Annotated in this window: 24 protein-coding genes and 2 pseudogenes; 17 read left to right on the top strand and 9 right to left on the bottom strand. The window is 69.0% G+C overall.

Annotated elements, in window-relative coordinates:
* Nucleotides 1–126 precede the first annotated feature (126 nt).
* Nucleotides 127–594 (top strand): hypothetical protein, encoded by a 468-nt coding sequence (locus ACSNOA_RS21570; RefSeq protein WP_436660900.1) that lies wholly within the window; start codon nt 127–129, stop codon nt 592–594.
* Nucleotides 595–915: 321 nt separating this feature from the next.
* Here ACSNOA_RS21570 and ACSNOA_RS21565 read toward each other — a convergent pair whose 3' ends face one another.
* Complete coding sequence (locus ACSNOA_RS21565; protein WP_436660898.1) at nt 916–1,464, bottom strand: YciI family protein; 549 nt, start codon at nt 1,462–1,464, stop codon at nt 916–918.
* Between the two features lie 67 nt (nt 1,465–1,531).
* Between ACSNOA_RS21565 and ACSNOA_RS21560 the strand changes: the two are divergent.
* From ACSNOA_RS21560 to ACSNOA_RS21550, 3 genes and pseudogenes are all read left to right on the top strand, one after another.
* Nucleotides 1,532–3,037 (top strand): annotated as a pseudogene (locus tag ACSNOA_RS21560) (integrase core domain-containing protein); the annotation flags it as partial.
* Between the two features lie 25 nt (nt 3,038–3,062).
* A complete protein-coding gene (locus ACSNOA_RS21555) occupies nt 3,063–3,488 on the top strand; it encodes a DUF6188 family protein (protein WP_436660897.1) in 426 nt (141 codons plus the stop codon).
* A gap of 435 nt (nt 3,489–3,923) precedes the next feature.
* Nucleotides 3,924–5,060, top strand: a complete 1,137-nt coding sequence (locus ACSNOA_RS21550) for a low temperature requirement protein A (RefSeq protein WP_436660895.1) — start codon at nt 3,924–3,926, stop codon at nt 5,058–5,060.
* Nucleotides 5,061–5,505: 445 nt separating this feature from the next.
* On the opposite strand, the gene ACSNOA_RS21545 is transcribed toward ACSNOA_RS21550, so the two are convergent.
* The 3 genes from ACSNOA_RS21545 to ACSNOA_RS21535 all read right to left on the bottom strand — a co-directional run bounded on the left by ACSNOA_RS21545 (nt 5,506) and on the right by ACSNOA_RS21535 (nt 8,589).
* Nucleotides 5,506–6,663 (bottom strand): polysaccharide lyase family 7 protein, encoded by a 1,158-nt coding sequence (locus tag ACSNOA_RS21545; protein ID WP_436660893.1) that lies wholly within the window; start codon nt 6,661–6,663, stop codon nt 5,506–5,508.
* Nucleotides 6,664–6,747: 84 nt separating this feature from the next.
* Entirely contained in the window at nt 6,748–7,518 is a 771-nt protein-coding gene (locus tag ACSNOA_RS21540) for an IclR family transcriptional regulator (protein ID WP_436660891.1), read from the bottom strand.
* A 9-nt stretch (nt 7,519–7,527) separates the two neighbouring features.
* A complete protein-coding gene (locus ACSNOA_RS21535) occupies nt 7,528–8,589 on the bottom strand; it encodes a LacI family DNA-binding transcriptional regulator (RefSeq protein ID WP_436660889.1) in 1,062 nt (353 codons plus the stop codon).
* 257 nt (nt 8,590–8,846) lie between these two features.
* On the opposite strand from ACSNOA_RS21535, the gene ACSNOA_RS21530 reads away from it, so the two are divergent.
* From ACSNOA_RS21530 to ACSNOA_RS21485, 10 genes are read left to right on the top strand one after another with little or no spacing between them, the layout of a single operon-like run.
* Nucleotides 8,847–10,139, top strand: a complete 1,293-nt coding sequence (locus tag ACSNOA_RS21530; RefSeq protein ID WP_436660888.1) for an ABC transporter substrate-binding protein — start codon at nt 8,847–8,849, stop codon at nt 10,137–10,139.
* 1 nt (nt 10,140) lies between these two features.
* Nucleotides 10,141–11,088 (top strand): carbohydrate ABC transporter permease, encoded by a 948-nt coding sequence (locus tag ACSNOA_RS21525; RefSeq protein WP_436660887.1) that lies wholly within the window; start codon nt 10,141–10,143, stop codon nt 11,086–11,088.
* Nucleotides 11,078–11,938, top strand: a complete 861-nt coding sequence (locus ACSNOA_RS21520; RefSeq protein WP_436660885.1) for a carbohydrate ABC transporter permease — start codon at nt 11,078–11,080, stop codon at nt 11,936–11,938. Before ACSNOA_RS21525 ends, ACSNOA_RS21520 begins: the two co-directional genes overlap by 11 nt.
* A 12-nt stretch (nt 11,939–11,950) precedes the next feature.
* A complete protein-coding gene (locus tag ACSNOA_RS21515) occupies nt 11,951–12,718 on the top strand; it encodes an SDR family NAD(P)-dependent oxidoreductase (RefSeq protein ID WP_436660883.1) in 768 nt (255 codons plus the stop codon).
* Nucleotides 12,706–14,295, top strand: coding sequence for a heparinase II/III domain-containing protein (locus tag ACSNOA_RS21510; protein WP_436660881.1), 1,590 nt, complete (start codon nt 12,706–12,708; stop codon nt 14,293–14,295). Before ACSNOA_RS21515 ends, ACSNOA_RS21510 begins: the two co-directional genes overlap by 13 nt.
* The gene (locus ACSNOA_RS21505) at nt 14,295–16,343 is read left to right on the top strand and encodes a hypothetical protein (RefSeq protein WP_436660879.1); all 2,049 of its coding nucleotides are present in this window, start codon (nt 14,295–14,297) and stop codon (nt 16,341–16,343) included. Before ACSNOA_RS21510 ends, ACSNOA_RS21505 begins: the two co-directional genes overlap by 1 nt.
* Nucleotides 16,331–17,062, top strand: a complete 732-nt coding sequence (locus ACSNOA_RS21500) for a DUF624 domain-containing protein (RefSeq protein ID WP_436660877.1) — start codon at nt 16,331–16,333, stop codon at nt 17,060–17,062. Before ACSNOA_RS21505 ends, ACSNOA_RS21500 begins: the two co-directional genes overlap by 13 nt.
* 2 nt (nt 17,063–17,064) lie before the next feature.
* On the top strand, nt 17,065–18,141 hold the full coding sequence (locus ACSNOA_RS21495; RefSeq protein WP_436660875.1) for a DUF1565 domain-containing protein: 1,077 nt from the start codon (nt 17,065–17,067) through the stop codon (nt 18,139–18,141).
* The gene (locus ACSNOA_RS21490) at nt 18,141–18,524 is read left to right on the top strand and encodes a hypothetical protein (RefSeq protein WP_436660873.1); all 384 of its coding nucleotides are present in this window, start codon (nt 18,141–18,143) and stop codon (nt 18,522–18,524) included. The genes ACSNOA_RS21495 and ACSNOA_RS21490 overlap by 1 nt, the downstream gene beginning before the upstream one ends.
* A gap of 35 nt (nt 18,525–18,559) precedes the next feature.
* Nucleotides 18,560–19,801, top strand: coding sequence for an MFS transporter (locus tag ACSNOA_RS21485; RefSeq protein ID WP_436660872.1), 1,242 nt, complete (start codon nt 18,560–18,562; stop codon nt 19,799–19,801).
* A gap of 251 nt (nt 19,802–20,052) precedes the next feature.
* Here ACSNOA_RS21485 and ACSNOA_RS21480 read toward each other — a convergent pair whose 3' ends face one another.
* From ACSNOA_RS21480 to ACSNOA_RS21465, 4 genes are all read right to left on the bottom strand, one after another.
* Nucleotides 20,053–20,391 carry an immunity protein Imm33 domain-containing protein gene (locus tag ACSNOA_RS21480; RefSeq protein WP_436660870.1) on the bottom strand — a complete coding sequence of 113 codons (339 nt, stop codon included), beginning with the start codon at nt 20,389–20,391 and terminating at the stop codon, nt 20,053–20,055.
* A gap of 293 nt (nt 20,392–20,684) precedes the next feature.
* A complete protein-coding gene (locus tag ACSNOA_RS21475) occupies nt 20,685–21,044 on the bottom strand; it encodes a hypothetical protein (protein ID WP_436660869.1) in 360 nt (119 codons plus the stop codon).
* A 183-nt stretch (nt 21,045–21,227) separates the two neighbouring features.
* Nucleotides 21,228–21,578 (bottom strand): hypothetical protein, encoded by a 351-nt coding sequence (locus ACSNOA_RS21470; RefSeq protein WP_436660868.1) that lies wholly within the window; start codon nt 21,576–21,578, stop codon nt 21,228–21,230.
* A 45-nt stretch (nt 21,579–21,623) separates the two neighbouring features.
* Nucleotides 21,624–22,085 (bottom strand): nucleotidyltransferase domain-containing protein, encoded by a 462-nt coding sequence (locus ACSNOA_RS21465; RefSeq protein ID WP_436660866.1) that lies wholly within the window; start codon nt 22,083–22,085, stop codon nt 21,624–21,626.
* Nucleotides 22,086–22,740: 655 nt separating this feature from the next.
* On the opposite strand from ACSNOA_RS21465, the gene ACSNOA_RS21460 reads away from it, so the two are divergent.
* From ACSNOA_RS21460 to ACSNOA_RS21450, 3 genes and pseudogenes are all read left to right on the top strand, one after another.
* On the top strand, nt 22,741–23,055 hold the full coding sequence (locus ACSNOA_RS21460) for a hypothetical protein (protein WP_436660864.1): 315 nt from the start codon (nt 22,741–22,743) through the stop codon (nt 23,053–23,055).
* A gap of 312 nt (nt 23,056–23,367) precedes the next feature.
* Entirely contained in the window at nt 23,368–23,541 is a 174-nt protein-coding gene (locus tag ACSNOA_RS21455) for a hypothetical protein (RefSeq protein WP_436660863.1), read from the top strand.
* Nucleotides 23,542–23,908: 367 nt separating this feature from the next.
* Nucleotides 23,909–24,127 (top strand): annotated as a pseudogene (locus tag ACSNOA_RS21450) (transposase family protein); the annotation flags it as partial.
* Nucleotides 24,128–24,162: 35 nt separating this feature from the next.
* Here the strand turns inward: ACSNOA_RS21450 and ACSNOA_RS21445 are convergent.
* Nucleotides 24,163–25,314: a hypothetical protein gene (locus ACSNOA_RS21445; protein ID WP_436660861.1), complete on the bottom strand. Its 1,152-nt coding sequence runs from the start codon at nt 25,312–25,314 to the stop codon at nt 24,163–24,165.
* Between the last annotated feature and the right edge of the window lie 408 nt (nt 25,315–25,722).

Here is a 25,722-nt window from a genome sequence, read left to right as displayed (position 1 = left end):
TTCAGTTGACGTCGGTCCCGTCGGGCCCGTCCTGCACGTTCACTGATCTGCCGCTGATCGTGCGTGCTCACCTCGCTGTCGGTAGCTACCGCGGCTTGATCAACTGCATCAGGCATCATGAGCGCCGTGAGCGACGGGTACATCCGCTTGATTCCGACCGACCTGCGGTGGCAACCGACCCCCGAGGCTGCCACCGCAGCTACGGCATACGTCGCCCGACTCTTTTCGGGGCCGGGCGACGATGTCGAGCACGTCGAGTATGAGTTCTACGACCAAGTCACGCTGATCGACGCGGGGGAGAACACCACCCGTGTCACGTGTCCGCGCTGTGGCAGCGACATCGATGTGGAGTGGTTCTTCGACCTGATCGAGGAAAACGGCGTGAGCTTCGATGAGCTAGACGTGACGGTTCCCTGCTGCGAGGCGATGGTTTCGCTGGACGCTCTTCACTACGACTGGCCAGTCGGTTTCGCGCAATTCGAGGTGAGCGCCATGAATCCGATGCGCGCCAAGTACGAGTTTAATGCGCTGGAACTCGCGGCGGTGTCCGCTGTTCTCGGCCATCCGGTGGCGCAGATCCTTGCCCACTACTAATCCCAGAGGCTGCTTCTCGGTCCAAGCTTGATCAGACACACTCTCATGCCGCGAGTCGCGCGGTCGTCGCGATCATCTAGAGCATCATCCGAGGTCGCGGTGTCAACCATCACCCGGCGCAGGACAAGCGACAGCCGGCTGCCGGCTGCCGGCGATGTTGGGCTCCATTGATACATTACGGATCAGTGTCGAATGACGGGTGACAGTTCCGGCTAGACGATCTTCTTGTCGTCAGGGTGAGCGGTCCATGCTGATTCATGTCGCGTGCCCGTCCGGGCGCGGGTCTTCCCGGCCGACTTCATGGTGCTGAACGTTCCCGATTCACGAGGGCCGCCCGCCGAACTGCCAGCTGTGGACCTCAATGTCGGCGTACCGGTCCGGACTGAGGATGGCGCGTGCCGTGTCCGGGTCGGGCGCCCTGAGCAGCACCGCCGTGCCCAACCATGTGGTGCCGATGTCGGACAGCAGCGGCCCGTACGCGATCAACTCATCCCGGTTGGACGGCACGACGAGATCAGCAGCCTCGCCCGAGCCGGGGCCGAGCACCAGGTAGCGGTTACCACCGGCCCGGCCACCGGGAAAATCCCACATGGTCCGCCCCAGCACGTTTCGCCACCGGCGCAGCAGCACGTCCCGATACACGCCGGCCTGGTAATTGGGCTCGTCGAAGGCAAAAGCGCGGGCAGCGGCGGAATCCGGCAGGTCGACGATGTGCAGGCTGCCGGTGGGGATGCCGCCGCTGGCAAGGGTCGGGCCGCGGGCGACCATCTGCGACGCATACCTGTCCATGTAGGACCAATGCTCTTCCAGCAGGTTCCTACGCAACGCCAAGGATCCGGGCCGATCGCGGTGGTAGCAGAAGAACTCCATGGCCCTAGTGTCACGCATCATGTGAAGCCAACCTGTAGCGCATCAACTGGAGTCGGACACGTCGTTGAGCACCATCTACCGGGTGCTGGTTCGGCACGGGCTGATCGATCCAGTGCCTCGCCGCCGCCGGCGGGAGGACTACCGGCGGTGGGAACGTGGCCGGCCGATCGAGCTGTGGCAGATGGACATCGTGGGTGGTGTCATGCTCGCCAGCGGCGGGGAGGCCAAGGTCGTCACCGGCGTGGACGATCACTCGCGGTTCTACGTGATCGCCGCCGTCGTTCCTCGGGCCACCGGCCGGGCAGTCTGCCTCGCGTTCGTCGAGGCTCTGCAGCGGCTCGGAGTGCCCGAGGAGGTGCTCACCGACAACGGCAAGCAGTTCACCGCCCGGTTCAACGCCGGTGGTGGGGAGGTGATGTTCGACCGGATCTGCCGGGAGAACGGCATCACCCACCGGCTAACGAAGCCCCGCTCACCCACCACCACCGGCAAGGTCGAACGGTTCCACCAAACCCTGCAACGCGAACTGCTCGACGACGTTGAAGTCTGGGCTGACCTGGAGGAAGCCCAGGCAGCGATCGACGTGTTCCGCCACGAATACAACTCCGCCAGACCCCACCAGTCCCTCGGGATGGCACTCCCGGCAGACCGGTTCGCCAGCCGCCCCACCGAGGCGCTGCCGCTGCGTCTGCCACCAGCGCTGACCACGACCCGGACCAGCCCCGATGAGGCGCCACCGGTCGCGCTGCCGAAACCGCGCCCGTCGCACGACCAGCAGCCGCCCGCAACGACGGCGCCGCTGGTCATGGCGGCCAACGGCGTCGACCCGGTCAACCTCGCCGTTGACATCACCCGCACCGTTCCCGCCTCGGGCAACCTCGCCGTCTGCGGGCAGCAGTTCTGGCTCGGCCCCGCCCGAGCCGGGCTCACGATCCGGCTCTGGGTCGACACCACCGTGGTCCACCTGCTCATCGACGGTGTCCGGCTCAAGACCGTCCCGTCCCGGCTCACCCCCGCCCACCTGCGTCAGCTCCTTGCCGACGCCGGCCGTCCCGCCGGACCACCGCCGATCACGGCCGGCCCGCTAACACCCGGAGCTCCCATCGAGGTCGACCGTCTCGTTAACGCCATCGGCCTGGTCAGCCTCGCCGGTCGGCAACACCCCATCGGCTACCACCTGGCCGGCCGACGTGTCACCATCCGCCTCGACCGCGGCGTGCTGCACCTCCTCGACGTCGACCGGACCCTGCTGCGCAGCCTGCCCAACCCGCTCGCCCCGGCCGATCAGGCCCGCATCCGTGACGCCCACCCCGCCGGACCTCCACCCGCCCCAGCACGCGAATCACAACGCGTCGAACGACGCGTCAGCAGCCGGGGTGCCCTCGTCATCGCCGGCCAGAAAATCCACGTCGGCGTCGGCCACGCCGGTCGAACCCTCACCGTCGAAGACGCCGACAACACCTTCCGGGTCCACGACGGCGACCAGCTCCTGACGGAAGTGCCGCGCACGACCACCAAGCCGATCGCTAGATTCAAGGCCCGCATACCCGAACCTCCACGTCAGCGACGCGACTGGCACCTGAATCAGGATCCGCCTGATGAGAGTTCCCACCCCATTGACCGGCTGTCGTGTCGACCGCACGGCCTTCGACCACCAGGTTCGGCTCAGCCTCTCCGCGCTCGACCCCGACGACGGCTTCCGAGTCGACGCCGAACTGGCAATCGAAACTTCGTTCCTGCTCCGCGACCCGGACGGGCAATGGCACGAACTCAACCCCGGCACCGGCGCCAGCCTGGCTCCCGTCCCGGACCTGTTCGGTCAGACCATCACCAGCGTTGAGATCCGCGGCAAGGGCACCCTCCACCTGGCCTTCGACAACCGCGCCGAGTTACACGTTGGACCCGACCGCAGCTACGAGTCCTGGCACCTGACGGGCACGGGAGTCGACCCGGTAACCGTCGGCCCAGGCGGCGAAGCCGACTGGCAGCCGCCACCCCAGCCCGAACCACCCCGCATCGGCTAACATCCATCCATGATCGTCTAGCCGGACGTGTCACGGATCAAGTGACAGCGATTCGTAACGCATCAAGTGGAGCCCGACAACGCCGGCCGGCGCCCTCGGGGACCTGGGTGACAGATCGATAATCGGACATGCGTTCCGCATGGCCGTAGTCAGCGGTACGCCTCTTGGTGCCTGACAATAATCAATCGATGCATACAGTCGAAGGTGCCGATCGTTTACCCGGCTGGGTGATACGCACCTGCCGGCTCCTGGGTCACGGGAGGCAGTAGTTGTCCTTTCCGCCCGGCGGTTGAGGTCTGCGCCCCAGGGTTCTGCCTATCCGCTCCCGACGCACGATCGTCATGGTACGACTGCCTCATACGAGTATGAAGCGAATGGAGACGGGCGAGAGTGACGGCCAGCGGCTCGCAGGTGTTGCAGGGTCGCAGGAGCGAGTTGCTCCTCGATCTCGTCTACGTCTTCGTGCTCACCCGGCTTTCGCAGCGGCTCATCGAGGACTTCACTACGGAGCGGCGAATCTTCCTGCTGGAAGCCGGTCAGACAACTCTGCTGTTCCTGGCGGCGTGGCTGCTCTGGGTCACCGCCGGTTGGGTGTCCGGCCTGTACGATCCGCGGCAGTGGACGATGCAGGCGGGCATCGTCTGGACGATGTTCGGCAGCATGCTTATCGCGGTCACGCTGCACGACGCGTTCAGCACACGAGGCCTGGTCTTCGCCCTGGCGTACGTCGGCGTCTACCTCGGCCTTGCCGTCCTCGGATTGATCGCCCGACGGCTCAACCGCGACCCGGTGATCTCCCCCATCCGCGCGCTCATCTGGACGGGGACAGCCGCCGTGCTCTGGGTCGCCGGAGGGGCGCTATTTCCGGAGAGTCCCGCACGTGTTGCGCTGTGGACCGTGGCCGTTCTGTCGCATTACATGGGATTTCTGGCTGGATGGTACGTACCCCGCCTCGGTCACACCAGCATGGCGGAGCTGAACCCCAGCGGCCGGCATCTCGTCGAGCGCTACCAGCAGTGCGTCATCATCACACTCGGCGAGACGATCCTGCTCACGGGGCTGACGTTCAGCACCGAGTTCACGCCCGACAGGGTGCTGCCGACCGTGTCCTCCTTCCTCGCCACGGTGCTGATGTTCCGGATCTATTTCTTCCGCGCTGGGGAACTGCTGCCCGCCACCGTCGACGCCGCCCCGCGCCCGGGCCGTCTCGCTCGTTCCGGGCTCTACACCCATCTGGTCTTGGTGGCCGGCATCCTCATCACCGGCGTCGGCCACGCACTTGTCATTAGCCAGCCGCACGAACGCCCGGATCCAATTCGGCTTGTGCTCTTCCTCGGTGGGCCCGCACTGTTCCTGGCCGGACGGGCGCGCCTCGAGTACGAGGTGTTCGGCCGCGTGTCCGCGTCCCGGGTGGTCGGGATGCTGGCACTGGGCGCACTGACGCCCGCGACGCTACCCGCGCCGGCGGTGGTCGCCGCCACCACCACGACCCTTGTCCTGGCCGGGGTGGCGGTGTGGGACCGCCTACGTGCGGCGAAGATGGGACTCGCGGCGCCCTCGCCACCGGGCTGAGCGGCAGTGCCGACACAGTCACGCGAAGGCGTAACCCGCGCCATGTTTCGTCGCCCTGGTGACGCGGAGGGTTCGCCGCAAAGCCGTGTTCGCGCCAGCTCCACGCGAGCTTGTTGAGCATGACCGCACGAGCATGACGAGGACTAGCACGAGATCATCTAGGGGGAACGGCCACGGTCAACTGCACCTCGTCCGTAACGGATCAAGTGAAGCCCCGCCCCGCTACCAACCCGACGGCTAAGGGATATCTCGTAACCCTGGCGTCTGTCTGGTGAGGACGATGGGCAGGTCGCCGGAGTGCAAGTGATCACGGTAGCCGGCCCGGCGTGGATCATGGTGGAGACGGACGCCCCGTGCGGTGTCCGGCCAATGGCTGCGGACTCTGGTGGTGGCGGCCTGGCGGGGGAACCCGCCCGGGGACTGCGATCCCCGGGCGGTTCACCGCTCACGAGTGGCTGACGCTCAGCCCGTAGATCAGGGTCTGGCCGTAGTTGCTGCTGCTGCAGGGGGACGAGTTGGAGCAGTTGGCCTGGGTGTAGGCGCCGGCCTTGAAGTACGCCCCGGAGAAGCTCTTCGTGATGGTCGTTTGTAGGACGTTGTTGTAGTAGGCCTTGACCTGGCCGCCGCTGACCACAAACTTGGCCTGGAACCGGGTGCCGAGCTGGTAGTTGTCGGTGACGAGTTTGTGGTGGGTGGTGTCCCCGTTGGTGATGTAGAGGCTGCTGCCCTCCAGGCGAAACGCCGTCACGTCGTCGGAGGAGTCGTGGATCTGCGCCCCGACCAGGTGCGGCTTGGTCGAGGGCAGCGCGGTGAACGCCTCGTCGACGACCAGGGTGTGCGTACCCGAGGTCGACGACCAGCTCGCGTTGCTCGTCCCGTTGTTCGTCATCTCGCGCAGTTCCGAGCGCGGGTAGCCCGATCCGCTGGTGGTGACGCCGTTGACGGCGGCGCGGAACTGCACGGCCTGGCAGGAGGCGGCCGTGACGAACCAGGGGGAGACCTGGAAGCTGTCCAGCGCGGGTTGTTTGACCTCGGTCGGGCTCTCCGAGGCGCCGGTAGGCAGTGTGATCTTCCAGTTCGTCAGATTGAGCACGTCGGCGGGCACGGAGCAGCTGCCGCCGCCACTACCGTCCGGCCCGTACACGCGGGCCTCGGTGATGCTGTTCCAGTCGTTGACGGTGTTCCCGTAGCCGACGACACGCACGTAGCGGGCCGCGCGGTCGGTGAAGTCGTACGTCTCCAGTTGCAGAGTGCTGCCGCTGCTCTGCCGCTGGCTGACGACAGTGGTCCACGAGCTGGCGTCGGTGGAGGTTTGCACGGCGAAGCTGCTCGTGCGCGTGTTGCCCTGGTGCCAGGCGATCGCCACCGAGCCGACCTGGACGCTCGATCCGAGATCGAAGCGGATCCAGGAGCCGTCGCCCTCGGCGGACCACCGGGTGCTCAGGTCTCCGTCGAGAGTGTTCGCCGGCACGTTGCCGTCGTCCGAGCTGGCCGTCACGGCCGTCACCGGCAGGGACGTGGCGGCCTGGGCGGGGGTGGCCAGCAGGCCGGTGCTGACGCCGACGAGGAGGATTGGCAGGGCGAGGATTCCGATTCGTCGCATTCCATGATCCTTCTGGTGGTAGTTCCTGTATGTGAACTATGCGGCACTAGTGCCGCGTGACCATAGAAGGTGATGACTGAATCGTCAACGGGATGCTTCGCGGTTGACGCCCCTCGTTCTGCCGGTCAGCGCGACGGTGATCGCAGAGCCGATGGCCTCGGCGATCTCGCGGGCCCGTGCTTCGGTCAGCCGGCCCCCCGCGACCGACACGCCGATGGCGTCCTGCGGGCCGAGCTTCGGAGGGGCCGCTACCGCGACGCAGCAGCAGGCCGCGGTGCCGACCGGGTCCCAGTCGACGGCGTAGCCGCGCGTTCTGGTTCGGGCGAGGTCGTCGAGCTGGCGGCTGTCCAGTGGGGCAACGGTGGGCCACGCCGCGGTGGGGGTCGGGTGCGCGACCGGGAGGCGGGCCAGCACCGCCCGCCCCAACGCGGTGGTATGGGCTGGCGCGTGCCCGCCTGCGGCGACCGTCGGCAGCACCTCTGTCTTCTCCCGGCTGACCAGGCAGACCACCTGTCCGTCGGTGACCCGGCCGAGCTGGACGGTGGCGTCGAGTTCGCGGTGCAGCCGGTCGACCACCGGGGTCAGGCGTCGGATCGACCGGTCGGTGTGCAGGTAGGCGGAGCCGGTCCGAAGGGCCTGTACGCCGAGGCCGTAGCGCAGTCCGGCGGAGTCGGTTTCCACCCAGCCACGGTGCACGAGGGTCCGCAACAGACCGTGCATGCTGCTCTTCGGGATGCCGAGATCGCGGGCGAGCTCCACGAGCGTGCGCCGCTCGGGTGATGCGGCGAGCAGTTCCAGCAGTTCCACGGTGCGGTCTGCCGATTTGACCCGCGGGACGCCGCCGCCTGTCGTCATGGTCGTTCCCTACTCCCGAGCGTCGGGCGCGGGGCCGGTGGAGGTGCGGACGACCAGTTCCGGGCGCAGCAGCAGGGACTGGCTGGGCCCGCCGTCCGGGTCCTCGATCCGGGCGAGGAGGTGTCGGAAGGCCGCCGCGGCCATGTCCGCGATGGGCTGGCGGACGGTGGTCAGTGGTGGCGCGGCGAGGTCGGCGAGCACGATGTCGTCGAAGCCGACCACCGAGACGTCCCGGCCGACACGCAGGCCGGCGTCGCGGATGCCTGCGCTGACGCCGAGCGCGCACATGTCGTTGATCGCCACGATGGCGGTCGGCCGGTCGTCTCCGTGCAGCAGGTCGTGGGCCGCGGTCCGGCCGAGTCCGGCGGCGTCGAGGTCGCCGTACGGTTCGTGCTCGGCGCCACCGGACCAGACGATTGCCTCGGTCGCATCGAGCCCGGCCTGCTCGAACGCGTTCGTGAAGCCACGGAACCGCTCGCGGCGGTTGATGCTGCGCAGCGAACCGGAGACGAACGCGATCCGTCGGTGGCCGAGGTCGAGCAGGTGGGCGGTGGCGAGGTGGGCGCCGACCACGTTGTCGACGCTGATGTTCACCAGCGCTGCCGGGTCGCCGGCCTGGGCGGTGCGATCGAAGGCGACCAGGCTGAGGCCGCGCTCGACCAGGGGCAGGACGTGTTCCAGTGAGGGCAGTGAGGAGCAGAGCACGACACCGCGGATGCCGTCGCCCCAGAGTTCTTCGAGGTAGCGCAGTTCGCGCTCGGGTTCCCGCTCGCTGTTGCAGAGCAGGACGTGGTGACCGTCGGCCAGGGCTGCCCGCTCCAGGTAGCGGGCGAAGTTGCCCCAGAAGGGGTTGGCCACGGACGGGACCACCAGGCCGATCACCTGGATCCGACCGGTACGGAGCTGACGTGCCGCCCGATTCGGCCGGTAACCCAGTTGATCGATCGCCGCTTCCACCCGTGCCCTGGTCTGCGGGAGCATGCGTCCGGGGCGTCCGTTGAGGAAGTTCGACACGGTGCTGGGAGAGACCCCAGCTTCCCGCGCGACCTGGTAGATCGTCACACCAGACATGCCTTGTCTCTCCTGTGCTGGCCGAGGGAACGGAACGAAACCAGTGTATGGGTTCACCGCCTCGTGAGCGTCCCGGACCTGCTCAGTTAAGCCCGTGTCTCGGCTCGTGTCCAGCCATTGACAGACCTCCACCCCACTCCTAGCCTTGCTGCATCGTTACACCAGTAAATCGATGCATGAACAGTTGCTTTCAACTAGTCCATGAGGTGAGCGGTAACCCAGGGCGGCGGTGTCTCCGCTGCGGGAGGGAAGAAATGATGACAAGAACCAGCCGGGCCCGGATGCGCCCCATGGCGGCGGTGCTGGCCGTGGCGCTGCTCGCCGCGGGCTGTGGCGGACCGGCGCCCAGCAAGGACGGCGACGACGGCAAGGTCGGCGGCACCGTGCGGCTACTGACGCCGATCTTCGAGGGCGCCGACGGAAAGGCGGAGCTGGACAAGCAGCTGGCCGCCTTCAAGGCCAAGTACCCCGACGCCGCCGTGGAGGTCGACTACACCTCGTACGGCAAGCTCAACGAGAAGCTGACCACGTCGATCGCGAGCGGCCGGCCGTACGACGTGATGCTGATGGGGGTCGGCTGGGTCCCGCCGTTCGCGTCCAAGGGCGCCCTGGCCGAGCTGGACGAGGACGAGGCCGGGCTGACCCAGCGGTACAACGAGCGGGTGGTCGAGCCCGGCATCTACGACGGCAAGGTTTACGGCCTGCCGATCATGCTGGACACCCGGTTCGGGATCTACCGCAAGGACATCTTCGCCGCCGCCGGCATCACCGCCCCGCCGAGCAACTTCGAGGAGCTACGCGAGTACGGGCGCAAACTCACCGTGCGCGACGGTAGCGGCAAGCTGACCCGGGCCGGCATCGACATCCTCTCCAACGATCTGCGACAGACGTTCCTGCCGCTGATGTGGGCCAACGGTGGTGAGCTGTTCACCGCCGACGGCAAGCCGGCGTTCAACAGCCCGCAGGCGGTGGGCGCGCTGCAACTGATGACCGACATCATCCGCACCGACCGGTCCGAGGACTTCGGGTTCACCCAGCCGAACGCCGCCACCGGCGTTCCGCTGGCCCAGGGCCGGGCGGCCATGATGGTCGGTCACAACAACGTCTGGCAGTCGATCCAGGAGACCGCACCCGATCTGATCAAGGAAGACAAGATCGGTTTCTTCATGATCGCGAATGCACGGCCGGCGATGTTCCAGGGCGGCACGCTGGCCACCGTCTCGGCGAAGTCCCAGCATCCAGCGACTGCCAAAGCGTTGGTCAGCTTCCTCACCGACCAGGACGCGTCGCTCGCGGCCAACGAGCAGCGCGGCAACGTCCCGGCGCTCAAGAGCCTCGCCGACTCCGAGTACGTGAAGAGCAACAAGGCCGTGCAGTTCGCCATGCAGCACATGGACGCCGCGTTCTCCGAGGGCGGCGTGCCGGCCTGGATCGAGGTCCGTGGCGACTTCAAGGCAGCGATCGAGTCGGCCCTGCTCGGGAAGAAGACCCCCCAGCAGGCGCTCGACGAGCTGGCGGCCAAGGCGCAGGCAGCGATCGCCAAGGGGTGACATGACCACCACCCTGCAACCCGTCGACGTGGTGCCCGCAGGCCGGGCGCCACGTCCGCCCCGCCGCCGACGCTTCGGCGCCGAACGCCGCCGGGCGGCATACCTGATGCTGGCGCCCGCGATCGTCCACCTGGTCTGGTGGATCGGTATACCAGTCATCGCGACGTTCGTGTTGGCCTTCACCAACTACGACGTGATCGCCGGAAGCGTCGAGTGGGTGGGCCTGGCCAACTTCCGCGAGATCTTCGCCGACGACACCTGGAACCTGTCGATCTGGCACACCATCGTCTACACCTTCTTCACCGTGCCGGTGGCGATGGTGATCGCCGTGCTCATCGCGGTGCTGCTCAACCAGCGACTCAAGGCTCGGGCCTGGTACCGTGCGGCCTTCTTCATGCCGCACATCACCGCGACCGTCGCCATCGCGCTGGTCTGGATGTGGATGTTCGAGCCCAACCTTGGGCTGTTCAACACGCTGCTGGCCGGTCTCGGTGCCAACGGGCCGGCCTGGCTGTCCGATCCCTCGTGGGCGATGCCGGCGGTCATCCTGGTCAGCATCTGGAAGGGCATCGGCCTGAAGATGCTGATCTACCTGGCCGCGCTGCAGAACATCCCCCGTGAGCTGTACGAGGCGGCGGACATCGACGGCGCCTCGGGTCCACGCCGGTTCTTCGCGATCACCGTGCCGTTGCTGCGGCCGGCCACCTTCTTCGTCTTCGTCGTCTCGATGATCGACGCGTTCCAGGTCTTCGACCAGGTCTACGTGTTGACCCCGGACGGTGGCCCGGCGAACTCGACGACCGTCATGACCTTCGAAATCTACCGCACCGCGTTCAGCGAGTTCCACATCTCGACGGCCTGTGCGCAGAGTGTGGTGCTCTTCGCCTTCCTGCTCATCCTGACGCTGATCAGCCGCCGGTTGACCGGGAGGGACGACAATGAGGCCTAGGTCGTACCGCCCGGTGCTGCACGTGCTGCTCGGCGCCGGCTCGCTGGCGATGATCGTGCCGTTCGTCTGGATGATCCTCTCGTCGCTGAAGAGCCACGCCGACATCGCGGCCTACCCGCCGGAGGTGCTGCCCACCGAGTGGGTGTGGAGCAACTACCGGGAGGCGCTGAAGTTCGCGCCGTTCGGCACGTACTTCCGCAACAGTCTGCTGATCGCGGTCGGGCACACCGTGATCAACCTGATCCTGGCGACAATGGCCGGCTACGCCCTGGCCCGGGTGCCGTTCCGAGGCCGCTCCGTCGTCTTCATGGGCATCCTCGGCATGATGATGATCCCCACCTACACCAAAATCGTTCCGCAGTACCTGATCGCCAAGAGCATGCCGTTCTTCGGCGGGAACGACTACCTCGGCCGGGGTGGTCAGGGCTGGCTCGACTCCTGGTGGGCACTGATCGTCCCGGGCGCGCTGACCCCGTTCGCGATCTTCCTGTTCCGGCAGTTCTACCTCTCGCTGCCCGCCGAGCTGGAAGAGGCGGCCCGGATCGACGGCATGGGCGAGTTCGGAATCTTCGCCCGGGTGATGACCCCACTGGTGAAACCCGCGGTCGCCACCGTCGCCCTGATCACCTTCGAGAACAGCTGGAACAACTTCCTCTGGCCCCTACTGATCACCACCCGCGACGACCTGCGGGTCATCCAGGTCGGCCTGGCCGCCTTCCAGCAGTCGGAGCGGACCGAGTGGGCCTACCTGATGGCGGGCTCGACGCTCGCCACCGTTCCGATGATCGTGCTGTTCCTGTTCGCCCAGCGGTACTTCGTGCAGGGCTTCGCCACTGCCGGAATCAAGTAAGGAGCACCCCTGATGACTTTCGACCTGACCGGACGCCGGGCCCTCGTCACCGGCGCGGGCCACGGGATCGGCGCGGCCATCGCCGTGGCGCTGGCCAGGGCCGGGGCGGACGTCGCCGTCCACCACGGCCACTCGGCCGGCCCAGCCGCCGAGGTGGCCTCCGCCATCGAGGCGTTGGGCCGCAAGACCGTCGTCCGGCAGGCCGACCTCACCCGCACCGGCGACGTGACCGGCCTCGTCGACGACGTCACCAGCTTCCTCGGCGGCCTGGAGATCCTGGTCTGCAACGCCGGTGGCATGGTCGGCCGCAGTCCGGTGGCCGAGATGACCGACGAGCACTACGCCCGGGTCGTCGACCTCAACCTGGGCAGTACCTTCCGCACCGTCCGGGCGGCGATACCGCACCTGCAGGCGGCCGGCACGCGGGGACGAGTGATCACCATGTCCTCGCTGGCGGCGCAGAACGGCGGTGGCGCGGGCTCGGCGGTCTACGCCGCGGCGAAGGCGGGGGTCCGGGGCCTGACGAAGGGCCTGGCCAAGGAACTGGCACCCAGCGGGGCGACCGTCAACGCGGTCGCCCCGGGCTTCATCGGTGGGACCACCTTCCACGACACCTTCACCCCGCCGGCCACCCAGAAAACGATCATCAACGGGGTTCCGCTCGGTCGTGGTGGCACCCCAGACGACGTGGCCGGCGCGGTCGTCTGGCTCGCCTCTGAAGCCGCGTCCTACGTCACCGGTGCCACCATCGACATCGACGGTGGCGCGTGGTTCCGGTGACCGGCACCGCGGCTGCGCCGCCGACCGTCCGGCCGGTGCCGCCGTCGGAGCGGGGCGGCTGGTGGCACGCCTACGTCTGCCCCGCGCACGGCGTCGAACTCGAACACGACGGCCTGCTCACCGGTGCCTTCCCCGACGGTGGGGCCCGCTGCCGGCACGGCTGCCGGGTCGACGAACCCGCTGTACGTGGCGCCTGGACCGTACTGGCCCACCAGGCGTGCGCCCGGCAGATCCGGGCGCTCGCCCGGTCCCCACGCGCCGTCGACCGCGAGACGGCCATCAACCTGCTGACCGCATACGCCCGGCAGTACGCGGCGCTGGGCGCGGCCCCACACGACGGTGCCGCCGAGTGGATGCTGCGGGGCCGTCTGTTCCACCAGGCGCTGACCGAAGCCATCTGGGCGGTGACCATCGGCCAGGCCGCCCGGGTGGTGCGTGAGGCCGGGCACCCGCTGCCCGCCGAGGTGACGGAACTGCTGCGCGCGCTCGTCGCGGCGGCCGGACAGGCGCGCGACGCCCTGGTCGCAGCCGGCCGGTTTGACTCCAACTACACGGCCTGGCTCATCGCTGCCGGAGCGGTCTGCTCCGGCCGACCGGACTGGCTGACCGGGCCGCACGGCCTGTACGCCCACGTACCGGCGGCGGTCCGGCCCGACGGCTGGGAGTGGGAGGGGTCGACCTACTACCACGGCTTCGTGCTGCGCGCGTACCTGCTGGCGCTCAACGCGGTGCCACACGTCGACGTGCCGGCCGAGGTGCGCGACCGGCTCGCCGCGATGGTCTCGGTGCTCGACACCCTCGCCACGCCCGACGGTCTGCTACCCGCCCTGCACGACGGGCCGTACGACCGGCCGCCGGCGGCGTACGAGCTGGCGGAGCTGCGCGAGCTGCTGCCGCTGCTCGGCACCGGGGCGGCCCGGCCGCAGCCGGTGACCGTGTACCCGAACGTCGGCTACACGGTGCTGCGCGGAGCGGGACTGCACGCCGTCGTGGACTTCGGTCCGCACGGCGGATCGCACGGACACCTGGACAAGCTGGCGCTCTATCTCTACGGCGCGGACACCCCCTGGCAGCCCGACCCCGGCCAGGTGCCGTACGCGCACCGGGGATGGCGTCGCCACTACGCCTCGACCGCTGCGCATCCGACCTTCAGCGTCGACGGGTTGAACCAGGCCGAGTGCGCGGGGCACCTGATCGGGCACGACCACCGGTCGGTCGCCGTCGGTTGCGACGCGGCCTATCCGGGCGTGTCGGCCCGTCGCGAGCTGACCCTGCGCGACGGGATGCTGGTGGACGAACTCACCGTCGAGACGGACCGGCCCCGCCTGGTCACCGCCCACCTGCGACCGGACGTCGACCTCACGGTGCGGGCCGCCGCCGACGGCGCGCTGGAGACAGTCTGGACCGGTCGGCAGGTCCTGCGGGGGCGTCACACCGCCTCCGTACCGGCCGATGCCCGCTGCCGACCCGGTCCCGGGCCCGCGGACGACCCGCAACGCGCGCGTACCTGGGTCGACTGGACCGCGCCGGACGCGACCGTTGTGACCTTCCGTTCCGTCTACCGGATGGGGACCTGATGCAACCCCTGCTGATCGGCGCCCGGCTCGATGAGCTGCGGGCCGCGCTCACCACCACCCACGCCGCCCAGTGGCGGCGACTGTACGAGCAGTGCGACTGGTACCGCGGGCAGACCCCGCCCGCGGAGCACCCGACCGCGAGCATCACCTACCTCGGCCCGGCCGCGATGAACCTCGCCCTGGCCTATCGCCTCACCGGGCAGCCCGGCTACCTGGCCGAGGCCCGACGGTGGATCGGCACGGCCGTGTCGTACCCGCACTGGGGGAAGGCGAAGCTGCCCGACCACGACCTCGACGCGGGCTGGCTGCTGCACGGGCTGTCCCTGGCGTACTCCTGGCTGCGCGACGACCTGCCCGACGACGAAGCCGACGCGCTGCGGAGCAAGCTGCTGCTCCAGGGCGAGCGGCTGTACGCCTTCGCCGTGGAGACCGAGGGCACCTGGTGGTCGTCGAGCTACTGGCAGAACCACAACTGGATCTGCTACGCCGGGCTGGCCGCCGCCGGCTACGTACTGGACCGACCGCAGTGGAGCGACCGGGCCCGCGACAACCTCGGCACGGTGCTCGACCTGATGCCGGTCGATGGCTCCGACGCCGAGGGCGTCGTCTACTGGCGGTACGGCGTGCCGTGGCTGGCGATCCACCTCGACCTGCTTCAGCACGCCGAGGGGATCGACTGGTGGGAGCGGGGTGGGTTCCTGCGACACACCTTCGACTGGCGGCTGCACCAGTGCGCCCCCGGGTTCGAGGAGAACGTCGACCACGGCGACTGCCACGACCGCCGCTCCGGGCACAGCGTGGCGCTCTACCACAAGCTCGCCGCCGTCTACCGGAACGGCCGGGCCCGCTGGCTCGCCGACCACGTCGCCGAGCGGCACTACTGGCGGGAGGCGTACGCCTCCGGGGTACGTCCCGGAGTGATGCCCGAGGCCGGCTACGAGCTGCTCTGGTACGACCCGCAGGTACCCGCCGTGGACCCGGCGGTCACGGCGCCGACCACCGCCCACTTCCCCGACCTGGGCCAGGTGACCGCCCGCACCGGCTGGCACGAAGGGGCGGCTTTCGTCAGCTTCAAGTCGGCGCCGGGCGGTGGCCACACCGCCTGGGACACTGCCGACCGGTTCCGCCGCGACAAGGGCTGGGAGACCCTCAACGCCGGTCACCACCACCCCGACGCCGGATCGTTCGTGTTCGGCGCGCACGGCGCGTTCCTCGCCGTGGACGACGGCTACTGCAACCGCAAGCGGGCCGCCCACCACAATCTCGTCCTCGTCGACGGACAGGGCTGGGCCGGCGAGGACCGCTACCACGTCTACAAGGACCTGCCGTACGAGCGGCAGGCCCGGCTGCGCGATGTGCTCGCCGGCGGTGGCATGGTGCATGCGACGGCCGAGTCGGCCGCGATGTTCGACCCGACCCTCGGCGTCCGGCGGGTCGACCGGACGCTGGTCTTCACCCCGGCCGGCCGGCTGGTGATCCTCGACGAACTCGCCGCCGAGGAGCCCCGGGAATGGACGTTCCTGCTGCACTCGGACTGGCCGGCCGAGTTCGTCGACGGCGACGTCGTGCTGCGGTCGGGTCCGGCGCAGGCATGGGTGCGGCGGTTCGCCCCGCGCGACACCACGGTCACCCAGGGCGCTACGGAGATCGAGGCCAACCCCACCGCCAGCACCCCGAGCCTGCGGATCGTCCGTACCCTGCACACCGTCCGGGTCCGGGTCGCGCCCACCACGGACACCCGGATCCTCACCGCCATCGAGCCGACCACCGCCCTGGCCCCGGCGCCGGCCACCGCCGAGGCAGCCGCCAGCGTCGCGGGGACCGGAATCCGGTTCGGCGACGGTGAGACGGTGCTGCTCGCGCCGACGACCCGGCGGATCGAGGGTGCGGAGGTACGGGCCGAAGCCGCGGCGGTCATCCTGGTGCCCGCAGCCGATGGCCACGCCGCCAGGGTGGGCGTGGTCGCAGGCACCCGGGTCGAACTGGCCGGCCGGGTCGTGGTGGACAGCGTGGACCCGGTGACCCGGGTGCTGCCGTGGCCAGCCTGACCGCCGGCATGCGCACGGGCGGCCCCGCTCCGACCCGACGTCGTCCGACGGGCGGCCGCCGGACCGGCTGGGAGGGCGCCGCCCTGCGCATGCTGGAATTCGTCGCGTACCCGGCGCTGGCCGGTTGTGCCCTGCTCCTGCTGTGCCTGGGCGTGGTGACCTGGCTGCCGGCGCTGGCCGCCGCGGCGCACGCCCTGCAACAGTGGCGCGACGACGGCCACGCCCGACCGTTCCTCGGCACGCTGGAAGCCTTCGGGCACTACTGGCGGCGGCTGTGGCGGCACGGGCTGGTGTCGACCGTGGCCGGCATCGTGCTGGCGGCCAACATCGCCTTCCTCGCCACCCGCCCCGATGCCGCCGCCCTTGCCCTGCTCGCGCTGCAGCTCGGGCTGGTGCTGGTGCTGGTGCCGTACCACCTGGCGCTCGCGGTGACCGCCGCCCGCGACCCGCAGGGCGACACGCGGCGCTGGTCCCGCGACGCCCTGCTGTTCGCCTTCGCCTCACCCCGCCGCGGCCTGGGACTGCTCGCCGTGGCCGTCGCGGCGCCGGCGCTGACCGCGCCGCTGGCGATCGGTCCGCTGCTCCTCGGCGCCACCCTCCCCCTGCTGCTCGGCCTCCGGATCGCCGACCGCGCCGTCGAAGGTCGGCCCGGCACCGCGACGCCCGGACCCGAGCGGCAACAATCGTTCACCCCGTCCGACCGGAAGAGGAAGCCATGATGGTGCGACGACTCACTACCACCGCCCTCGCGCTGACCATCGGGGCCGCCACAGCGGCGCTCCCGACCGCCGGTGCGACCGCCGCGCCGGCGAGTCAGCTGTACGTGAGCCCGGGTGGCGACGACGCCGGGTCCGGTTCACAGGGGACGCCGTTCGCGACGATCCAGCACGCGCTCGACGTCGCGCCGACCGGTGCCACCGTGCACCTCGCCGCCGGCACGTACCTGCAGGACGCGGTGACCCGGCGGCCTGGCGTCGCCATCACCGGGCCGCGTAGCGCGGTGGTCAAGGGCGGCGGCGGTGCCCGGATCCTCCAGGTGCAGCACGACGACACGACCCTTTCCGGGTTCACCGTGGACGGTCTGCACGGCGCGGCGGACAGCCGCGACGGCTACCGCGACAAGCTGATCTACGTGATCAGCACGACGCCTGGCGACGGAGTCGACGGGCTGCGGATCCGCGGCATGCGACTGACCAACGCGGGCGGCGAGTGCCTGCGGATGCGCTACCTGATCACCGGGGCCGACGTGTCGTACAACGACATCGGCCCGTGCGGGGCGGACGACTTCGTCTTCGACGGCGGCGGCAAGAACGGCGAGGCGATCTACCTCGGCACCGCCCCCGAGCAGCAGGGTCGCAATGGCGCGCCGGACGACCGCCCCGACGTCAGCCGGGGCAACCGGATCCACCACAACAAGATCGACACCCAGGGCAACGAGTGTGTCGACATCAAGGAGAACTCGACGGCCAACCTGGTGGAGTTCAACTGGTGCACCGGGCAGCTCGACGACAAGTCAGCGGCGTACGACGCTCGCGGATCCGGCAACACCTTCCGCTACAACGTGGCGACCGGCAACCTGGGCGCGGGTATGCGGTTCGGCGGCGACACGCCGACCGACGGCACGAACAACGACGCCTACGGCAACGTGCTCACCAACAACGCCCACGGGGGGATGAAGTTCCAGGCAAACCCGCAGGGACGGGTCTGCGGGAATCTGATGTACGGCAACGTCGGCGGCGACAGCGTCGGCGACTACGGTGACCTCTTCGACCCGGCTGCCCGGTGCGGGAACCAGTAATGACGGGGCACCTGACCGCGGCCGAGGGGAGCACCAGCGTCCTGGATGTCGTCGCCGGGGACCGCCTCCTACCGGTGGTCGTCCTCGACGACGCCGCAGCCGCACCGCCACTCGGTGCGGCGCTGGTGGTCGGTGGCCTGCGCACGATCGAGGTGACCCTACGCACCAATTGCCTGGAGATCCTGGACCGGGTCGGTGGTGGGCACAGCTTCGCCTCCGGCCTCATCTACGGCCTCATGGAGCGCGAAGACCTGCGGGCCGGGGTCGAGTTCGATGCCGCCCACGGTGCCCTGGCCATGAACACGCCAGGGGACACCTCGATGGCGAGCCTGCCGGAGGTCGAGGCGCTCGCGGCCGGGTCCGGCGCGCGGGTACGCCGCTGAACGCCACCCACCGCACCGGTGTGAACCCCCGGCGTGTGGACTCGACTCCCACGCCGGGGGGCGCGGCTGTCGACGAGCCGCGCACCTGGTGGTCGCCCGGTCTGCGGATCATGGTCGCCGACACCTTCCTCATGGGACTCGGCTTCTACGCCCTGGTCCCGCTGTTGGCACATCACCTGCTGCACGATCTCGGGCTCAGCATCGCGCTCACCGGTCTGCTCGCCGGGGTACGGTCGGCCAGCCAGCAGGGCATGATGCTCTGGTCCGGCGTACTCGCCGACCGGTTCGGTCACCGCCGCGCGATCTGCCTGGGCGTGCTGCTGCGGGCCGCCGGTTTCGCCGCGTTCGGCGTCGTCGACTCGGTGCCCGGTCTCGCGGTGGCCTCGGTGCTGGCCGGGCTCGGCGGGTCCCTGTTCCATCCGGCCAGCTACGCCCTGTACGCCGAACTGACCCCCACGCCGCACCGCACCCGTGCCTACGCAGTCCGGGAGACGACCAGCAACGTCGCCTTCGTGCTCGGCCCCGCCCTCGGCGGAATCCTGGCCGCCACGAACTTCACGGCGCTGTGCTTCGTCGCGGCCAGCCTGTTCCTGCTCGCCGGAGCCATCACCTGGGTCGGCCTGCGATCGGACCGATCCGCACCCCGCCCGGCCGCCCGCACGTCGGCGCTGCACCTGCTGCACACCATCGGCCGGGACGGCGACTTCCGACGGTTCACCCTGGTCAGCGCCGCCGCCTGGGCCCTGTTCAGTCAGCTCTACCTGGCCGTGCCGGTCCGGGTCGGGCAGGTCCTGCCGGGGACGACGTCGCTGGGCCTGGTCTACACGGTGGCGGCGATCGTCATGGTCGCGGCGACCGTCCCGTTGACCCGGCTCACCGAGCGGTATCTGCGTACCGGGCAGACCCTCGCCGTGGGCACGAGCGCGCTCGCGGTTGGCCTGTTGCTGCTCGGCGTGCTGCCGGGCCCGGGGGGTGTGGTCACCGGCGTCGTCGTGTTCACGCTGGGACAGGTGCTGCTCCTGCCCACCCTCAACAGCACCATCTCCCGGCTCGCCCCTCCGGGCGCGGTCGCCTCCTACTTCGGCGCCAACGGCCTGGCGCTGGCGGTCGGCGGGTTGGCCGGCAACATCGGCGGTGGTTGGTTGCTCGACCTCGGTGGTGGCCTCCCGGCGTGGGCGCCATGGACCGTCTTCGCGGCGTGGGGCCTGGTTACGGCGGCCGGGTACCCGATCGTGATGCGCGGCCAACGGCCACACTCGGCCGGTGACGCACGGTGACTGACATCAAGCAGCCCGGAGGGACGGTCGATGCGGAGACGTCCGTGCACCCGCGCCCGATCCGGGACGGGGCGAAATTGGCCAATCGGACGAACCGTCCGGCGACGATGTCACACGGCGCGCTGTTACGCGGATTCGCCCTGCGGCACCACCGACAGGCCCTGGATCAGGGTGTCTCCGTACAGTCTGATCAGGTCGATGTTCGCCCGGCCGTCCGACACGGCGCCCCCGCGCTCCAGCCGACGGCGAGGCTAACGACGTAACCGGTCACGCCCTCGCTTCCAGCATGAGCACGCGAGTTGCCTCGCGTACTCGTCCAGGTGCTCAACATGCAAGGGTGCGAAGATCTTGTCTTCTTCGTGGTGGATCGCCAGGCGGCGCCACACGAACCCGTCGTTGCTGGCGCCGGCGGTCGCGTGCCGCAGAGCGTTGAGCGGTTCCAGGTGGCGTGGGCGTGACAGTGCGAGGCCGACCGCCGTCCGCTGCTTGGGCGGCGCTGACTCGACACGGAAGCGTCGACAGATGTCGCGTTGCGCTGCCGAGACATCCAGGCCCGGCATGCGGCGACGCCACCTGATCATGTCGCCCATCATGTGAAGTCGACCGTCACGGGTCAACCGGAGCAAATGGCGGGATCGATCACGGTGCCAGGTCCTAGAGGGGCGCAAACCCGGATGTGGTACCTGCTGGCCAGGGCACGCACGAGCTGCCGGAGGGACTCGGGCGCTGAGACGATGAAAGCGTCGAGTCGACCGCTGGGCGGTGCAGGAATCGCGGTTTGGGCCCTGATGGCGGTGCCTTAGACTCCGCCGGTGCTTGAGGTGTCGGGGGACTTCGAAATCCACATCACGGACGGCAGCAACACCCGGTGCGGGCTCACATGTCACCTAGCCTTCGGTGGCGCCGGGCGGAGTTGCACCCGAGCGGGGACATCTCCGTCCCCCGACGGATGTCCGCCGAGTTCCACGTACGCTCCAAAGTGCTGCCCGCGCAGCAGGACGCCCCAATCGGCGCCTGTCAGGCGGAAACATTCCACGGCCTCTATGGCCTCGTGAGCTTCGTCGATGCGTCCGAGGGAATGCAAATGAAGTCGCAGCGCCAGCCCGGCGAGCAATCTGGCGTCCGCCTCGTCGGCCACGGGCAGGGCCGATTCCTTGGGACGCCGCCGCCCGAGGGCTCTCTTCAGGGCGTCGTACGCCGCGTTGCCCAACACACCCGCGCCAACGGAGGTGCCGATGAACACGAGTGTTTCCCTCCCCATCTCTAGGAGGTCGGGATCCGGAAAAAGACAGCGCCGTAGCGTTGGTTCTCGCCTGATATCGCCCGCGCTGCTCGCTGCATCTGGGATCGGGTGAGAGGTGTCAGAGCCCATCAGCCCAGGGTAGGAGATCAGTCAACGGGTTGGCGTAAACACTGAGACCCCCCTCTATACTTCGCCGTAGTAGCCCTCTTCCTCACCGAGGACCAACGGCACGTCGTAGATCGACATGTCCGGCCTGGTCCTGGTGAACCTGACCTGGTGCCGCCACCGCTGGTGCTCGAACGCGACGTCAGCGTCGATCTCGACCACGGCCGTCGGCTCGACCTGCACGTACCGCAGCGGCTCAAGCCGGTCGAGCTGCCCCGACCAGGAGGCCGGCAGCGGGTGCGGCCACGGGTGCACCACAGTCCCGCCGCGACGCTGCAACGGCCGCAGCGGGGAGAGCCCCGCGGCGAGGTCGGCCCGCTGCTCGGCGTCAGCGGGCGGGTGCGGCCCTCTGGCGATGCCAGATATCAAAACTGTCGGGAATGCCCCTCCGGAGGCGGCTGGTGAGTTGGGCCGTCAGGGGCGGCAGGCGTGGATCAAATTCCCGAGCGCGCCGGTCGGGTCGCGCAGAGATCGGGCGCCGTCGGTGACGACTCGGCGAGTGCCGGGGTCGAGCGGATCGGTGCTTGCCCAATCGGGCGGGCCGACGTTGATCTCCACTTCCAACCCGGAGGCGGTGCGGAAGCGGCGTTCGATGACCGCGCCCCAGGACTGAACCCTAATCAGATCGCCGATAGCCAGTTCATGCACCCAGATGTCATCGGCGTATCGGGCCTGGTCGGTGGTGAGCAGGACGAAATCGATGTCTGAGTCTGGCCGGGCGGCGTCTCGGGCGTACGAACCGGCCAGGAGCAGACCGGCGACGTCCGGGCGTCGTGCTGCCCACCGTGTGACACGGCTGATGATCTCTTCGACCTCGGCGACACGCTCGGGAGAGAGCGCAGGGGGTCCGTGGGTTGCCGTTTGGTCGTTGTGCATCGATTGGTCTCCCTGGCTCATGTGATGGCTGATCTCGGCGGCGTAGCTGGTCCAGTCGACGACGCTGGCGCGTTGCCAGGCCGCGGCGCGCTGGAGATGTTCATCCCGTTCGTCGTTGCCATCGGGACGGTGCTTGCTGGGGTGGTCGCGGCATGGGTTGGCCTGCTAACCCTGTACGCCCGTCGGCTCATGCCACGTGGCGGCACCAATCGGCACAGGACCCTGATGAAGGTGCTGTGGCGGGACGTGATAGCACCAGTCAGGCCTGGTAGGTAGCGGAGCGAGTGCAGCACCGGACCGGCGCGGAGTAGCCACAGCATGGCCTGCATCAGTCCTCATTAGTCCTCAAGAGGGCGGACCGCGACCACCGACGCCGAGAGGCATCTCCGCACGTCAGGCCGGTCGAGGCCAGGTAGGCGTAGGTAGGCAACTTGATCTCGTAATGCGTAGGTCACCGTGCCATCCACGTGCCAGTAGCCAGTAACCCGGACGGTCACCAGAGGGCACGAACGGTCGCGGACTTCCCGCCCTTGACCTGGCCCCACCAGGTCCTTGTCGGTGGTAATCCTCGTCCTTCCAAACTGTGACGCTCCTCCATGCGCTGGTTCGAGGCCCGCAACCCCCGAACCTCCGCGAGCTTTGCAACGATGACCCGGTGGACGAACAGCCGGTCTTTACCGACCCGTGGTGGGACCTACGCCGAGGTGGCCCTACAGAACACCAACAACGTGAAGCACTGCACACCGAACTTCTCGCCGAGGTGGCCGCCGGGCACCCCCTACACAACCAACCCGTCGAGGTCATCGGCAGGTCCATGGCATCAGACGACATCGTTGTGGAACTGGCCTCCGGGGGCTGGGCCCGTGTCCACCTCACCTGGAAACGCGCGGCCGATAGACCACCCTGGCCCACCACCACTTTCTACGGCACCACTAAGACCCTCGAAGAGGACATCCACGAGCCAGCCTGAGCAGGCAAAGCCGCAGCCCGTAAGCGGGCCGCGCCGGCCGGGCCCCGGCCTGCTGGCGACCTTCGGCCGGCATCGGCCGGGCCGGCCGGCCATGCTTCGGGGCGCAAACCCTTGAAGACCTCGGGGGGCGCTGACCCGAACCCCGACCCTCCTCAGAGATGCCGCCGCAGATCACCTCGCCGGGCACCACAAGGGCTACCAGCCTCCCCGGACGGGGTCCAGTAGGCGCTCCACCTGGACCCCGTCCGGGGAGGCTGGAAGTTCTACGACTGCCGGACGAGGAGATCCGCTAGGAACCCGTACGGTTCCCGCATGACGTATGTCCCTACCGACGCCGAGCAGCCTGCGTTTCTCGCCCGCATGAACCAGCTCGCAGCCGAGGTGGACGAGGCGGGCGACGTCTACGCGGCAGGCTTGCGGCTGTGGGAGCTGTCTGGACGCGCGGTCGACGCGGGGGAACTTGCGGGGAACCTCTGCGCTTTGTGAGGTGCACTGATTGACTGGGTAGAGCTGAAGCCCGACGAGGCGGACCAGGCTGAAGCCGCCATGAGGCGGGCCGCCCGGGAGTGGCTTGGCCTTGACCAGACGGACAGCGGTGCGATCCAGAGATATCTCGACCACTGGCTCCACGACATTTGTGGCTACGAGCGCCCCTTAGCCGGGCCATTTACGGGCCAGTAACCGTCGCCCGCAGCGGTCACGAGCGGGCACGAGGGGAAGCTTGCCTTGCCGCTGGCCGCGGGCGTTTCGGGCATCACGACCGCTTGAGCAGGCTCTTCCAAACCGGCGCTCCGGCCCAGCGCACGCACGGACGGTTAGTTGTGCAACCAGAGCGCGGAACAGCCGAGGCACAATCCGTACCGACCGCGTCGCCGCCCCCGGCCCCAACGGCGCCGGCCTCTGGCGGTCCGGGAAGCACAGGCACCACGGCGGCAACGTCCAGGTCATCTCCGTCCCCGACGGCTGGCCGATCTGGGTCTTCCCAGTCCGCCCCGGCCGCGAGCGTGACATCACCTGCGCGCGCACGCACGGCCTGGTCGACGCCCTCGACCGGCTCGCCTCCACCCTGGACATCCCCACCCTGACTGGGTGGTTCTCCGAGCGGGTCTACGAGGTTGCCCTGCGCAGCGCTGGTAGTTGCCCGAGCGTGGTCCTAGCCATCGCAACTGCCCGGTCCAGCCCGTCGGGCAGATCCGGTGGAAGCTGACTGATCTCGCGACAGATGCGCTCGGCGTCGTCCAGGAACCGTTCGATCGCGCCTTTGGGATCCCAGAAGTTGCCGTTTACTCCGCGTCCACGGCGGAGTGTGGCCAGATCGGCGGGCAGGTCCCGGGGTGACTGCGGGGGTTTGGCGATCCAGTCGGGCGGTTGCATTCCGCGTGCCGATATCTCCCGGTCGATGGACCGCCGAAGCTCATCGACCTTGGCCCGGAACTCGGCGATGCGTTTCTCGATCGCCGCTTTGGTCGGCACCTGCAGGAGATTGCCTGGGCAGGCCACGGCGAGTGGCCGAAACGGCACCTGCCGGCTGTCGGCGTTGTAGACCACGTGCAAGCGCAGCAGATACAGCGAGGTCGCGCCGGGGGTTTCGTGGACATATCCGCTGCCCGGCGGGATCTCGGTATTCATCCGGACCTGGAAGCGGTCGGCCTCGCCAGCCCCGATCACCTGCGAGATGCCGACGGTGATCCGGGCTCCGTGGGCGTTCTCCGGCACCGGAAGCTCGACGTCGTAGGTCGCTGACGGAGGCAGCCACACACCCCCTGAGGTGTCCACGTAAGGCAGCAGGTCGCCGAAGGCCGTGATCCGGCGTGCCCACAAAACCTCCACGACCATCTTCGTAAGCACCGCGGACTCGCCGCCGCGGTTGAGCAGCTTCAGGTCAACCACCGGCGGGTCCATCCATCTGGCTTGGCGCTCCGACACCGAGATGTCGACCGGCTCCACCCGCGGGCCTTCGCCTGAGGACGACACGGCCCTCGCAGCCTGGCCGTGCGGCGCCGGGTGGGCGTCGGCCTGCTCGCGGGCGGCCTGCTCGCGAGCGGCCTGCTCGCGAGCGGCTAGGAGCTCGGCCGCCAGGGCCCTGGCGTCCTCGTCGTGCCGGCGCACGACATCCAGATCATGCCGGCGCCCGACATCCACAGACATGGCGTCGACCGCTTCCACATCCGCCCGTCGCGGTCGGCGCGCATGCAAGACAGCCCACGCCCCGATGACCGCCGCGATGATCGCACCACCTACGGCGATGAGTGACGCCATCATGCCGGAGAGTATGGCAGGGGTGGATGAAACCGCAACACATGCCGCTCGCAGGACCGGTCCGAAGGGTGTGTGTCCCAGCCTGAGGTCACACAGTGACGCCTTCGGATCCAGGTGCGGTGATCGACCGCAGCCAGCTCTGCCGGGGATCTATCCGCGACCGCGTCGACCCGCCGGACGCTCGCAGTGCAGGTCGGTGCCACCGGACGGCCCAGACGGCACCTCGCCCCTGCATCATCGACCGGACCAGAACCTCAGGCGGCAAATCGCGCCGTTACCGGCCTGCCGCCAGACGGAGGTGATCCACGGGTGCCGCATCCTGTGAACGTTGTTGGCGCCGTCGATCTGCGCCATGGACAGGCCGTCGTTTAGGGCAGCTACACAGCTGGTCTCGCCCGCTTCGGTGAT

It is taken from the genome of Micromonospora sp. URMC 103, from assembly GCF_051386435.1.
Lineage (GTDB): Bacteria > Actinomycetota > Actinomycetes > Mycobacteriales > Micromonosporaceae > Micromonospora.
This window is presented reverse-complemented; position numbering and strand designations above follow the sequence as displayed.

Coding starts and splice junctions, on each gene's coding strand:
- ACSNOA_RS21535 (WP_436660889.1), bottom strand. CDS start 8,589: ATGTCTGGTGTGACGATCTACCAGGTCGCGCGGGAAGCTGGGGTCTCT.
- ACSNOA_RS21465 (WP_436660866.1), bottom strand. CDS start 22,085: ATGCACAACGACCAAACGGCAACCCACGGACCCCCTGCGCTCTCTCCC.
- ACSNOA_RS21520 (WP_436660885.1), top strand. CDS start 11,078: ATGAGGCCTAGGTCGTACCGCCCGGTGCTGCACGTGCTGCTCGGCGCC.
- ACSNOA_RS21530 (WP_436660888.1), top strand. CDS start 8,847: ATGACAAGAACCAGCCGGGCCCGGATGCGCCCCATGGCGGCGGTGCTG.
- ACSNOA_RS21490 (WP_436660873.1), top strand. CDS start 18,141: ATGACGGGGCACCTGACCGCGGCCGAGGGGAGCACCAGCGTCCTGGAT.
- ACSNOA_RS21565 (WP_436660898.1), bottom strand. CDS start 1,464: ATGGAGTTCTTCTGCTACCACCGCGATCGGCCCGGATCCTTGGCGTTG.
- ACSNOA_RS21525 (WP_436660887.1), top strand. CDS start 10,141: ATGACCACCACCCTGCAACCCGTCGACGTGGTGCCCGCAGGCCGGGCG.
- ACSNOA_RS21480 (WP_436660870.1), bottom strand. CDS start 20,391: ATGGGCGACATGATCAGGTGGCGTCGCCGCATGCCGGGCCTGGATGTC.
- ACSNOA_RS21540 (WP_436660891.1), bottom strand. CDS start 7,518: ATGACGACAGGCGGCGGCGTCCCGCGGGTCAAATCGGCAGACCGCACC.
- ACSNOA_RS21505 (WP_436660879.1), top strand. CDS start 14,295: ATGCAACCCCTGCTGATCGGCGCCCGGCTCGATGAGCTGCGGGCCGCG.
- ACSNOA_RS21545 (WP_436660893.1), bottom strand. CDS start 6,663: ATGCGACGAATCGGAATCCTCGCCCTGCCAATCCTCCTCGTCGGCGTC.
- ACSNOA_RS21445 (WP_436660861.1), bottom strand. CDS start 25,314: ATGGCGTCACTCATCGCCGTAGGTGGTGCGATCATCGCGGCGGTCATC.
- ACSNOA_RS21455 (WP_436660863.1), top strand. CDS start 23,368: ATGACGTATGTCCCTACCGACGCCGAGCAGCCTGCGTTTCTCGCCCGC.
- ACSNOA_RS21515 (WP_436660883.1), top strand. CDS start 11,951: ATGACTTTCGACCTGACCGGACGCCGGGCCCTCGTCACCGGCGCGGGC.
- ACSNOA_RS21555 (WP_436660897.1), top strand. CDS start 3,063: ATGAGAGTTCCCACCCCATTGACCGGCTGTCGTGTCGACCGCACGGCC.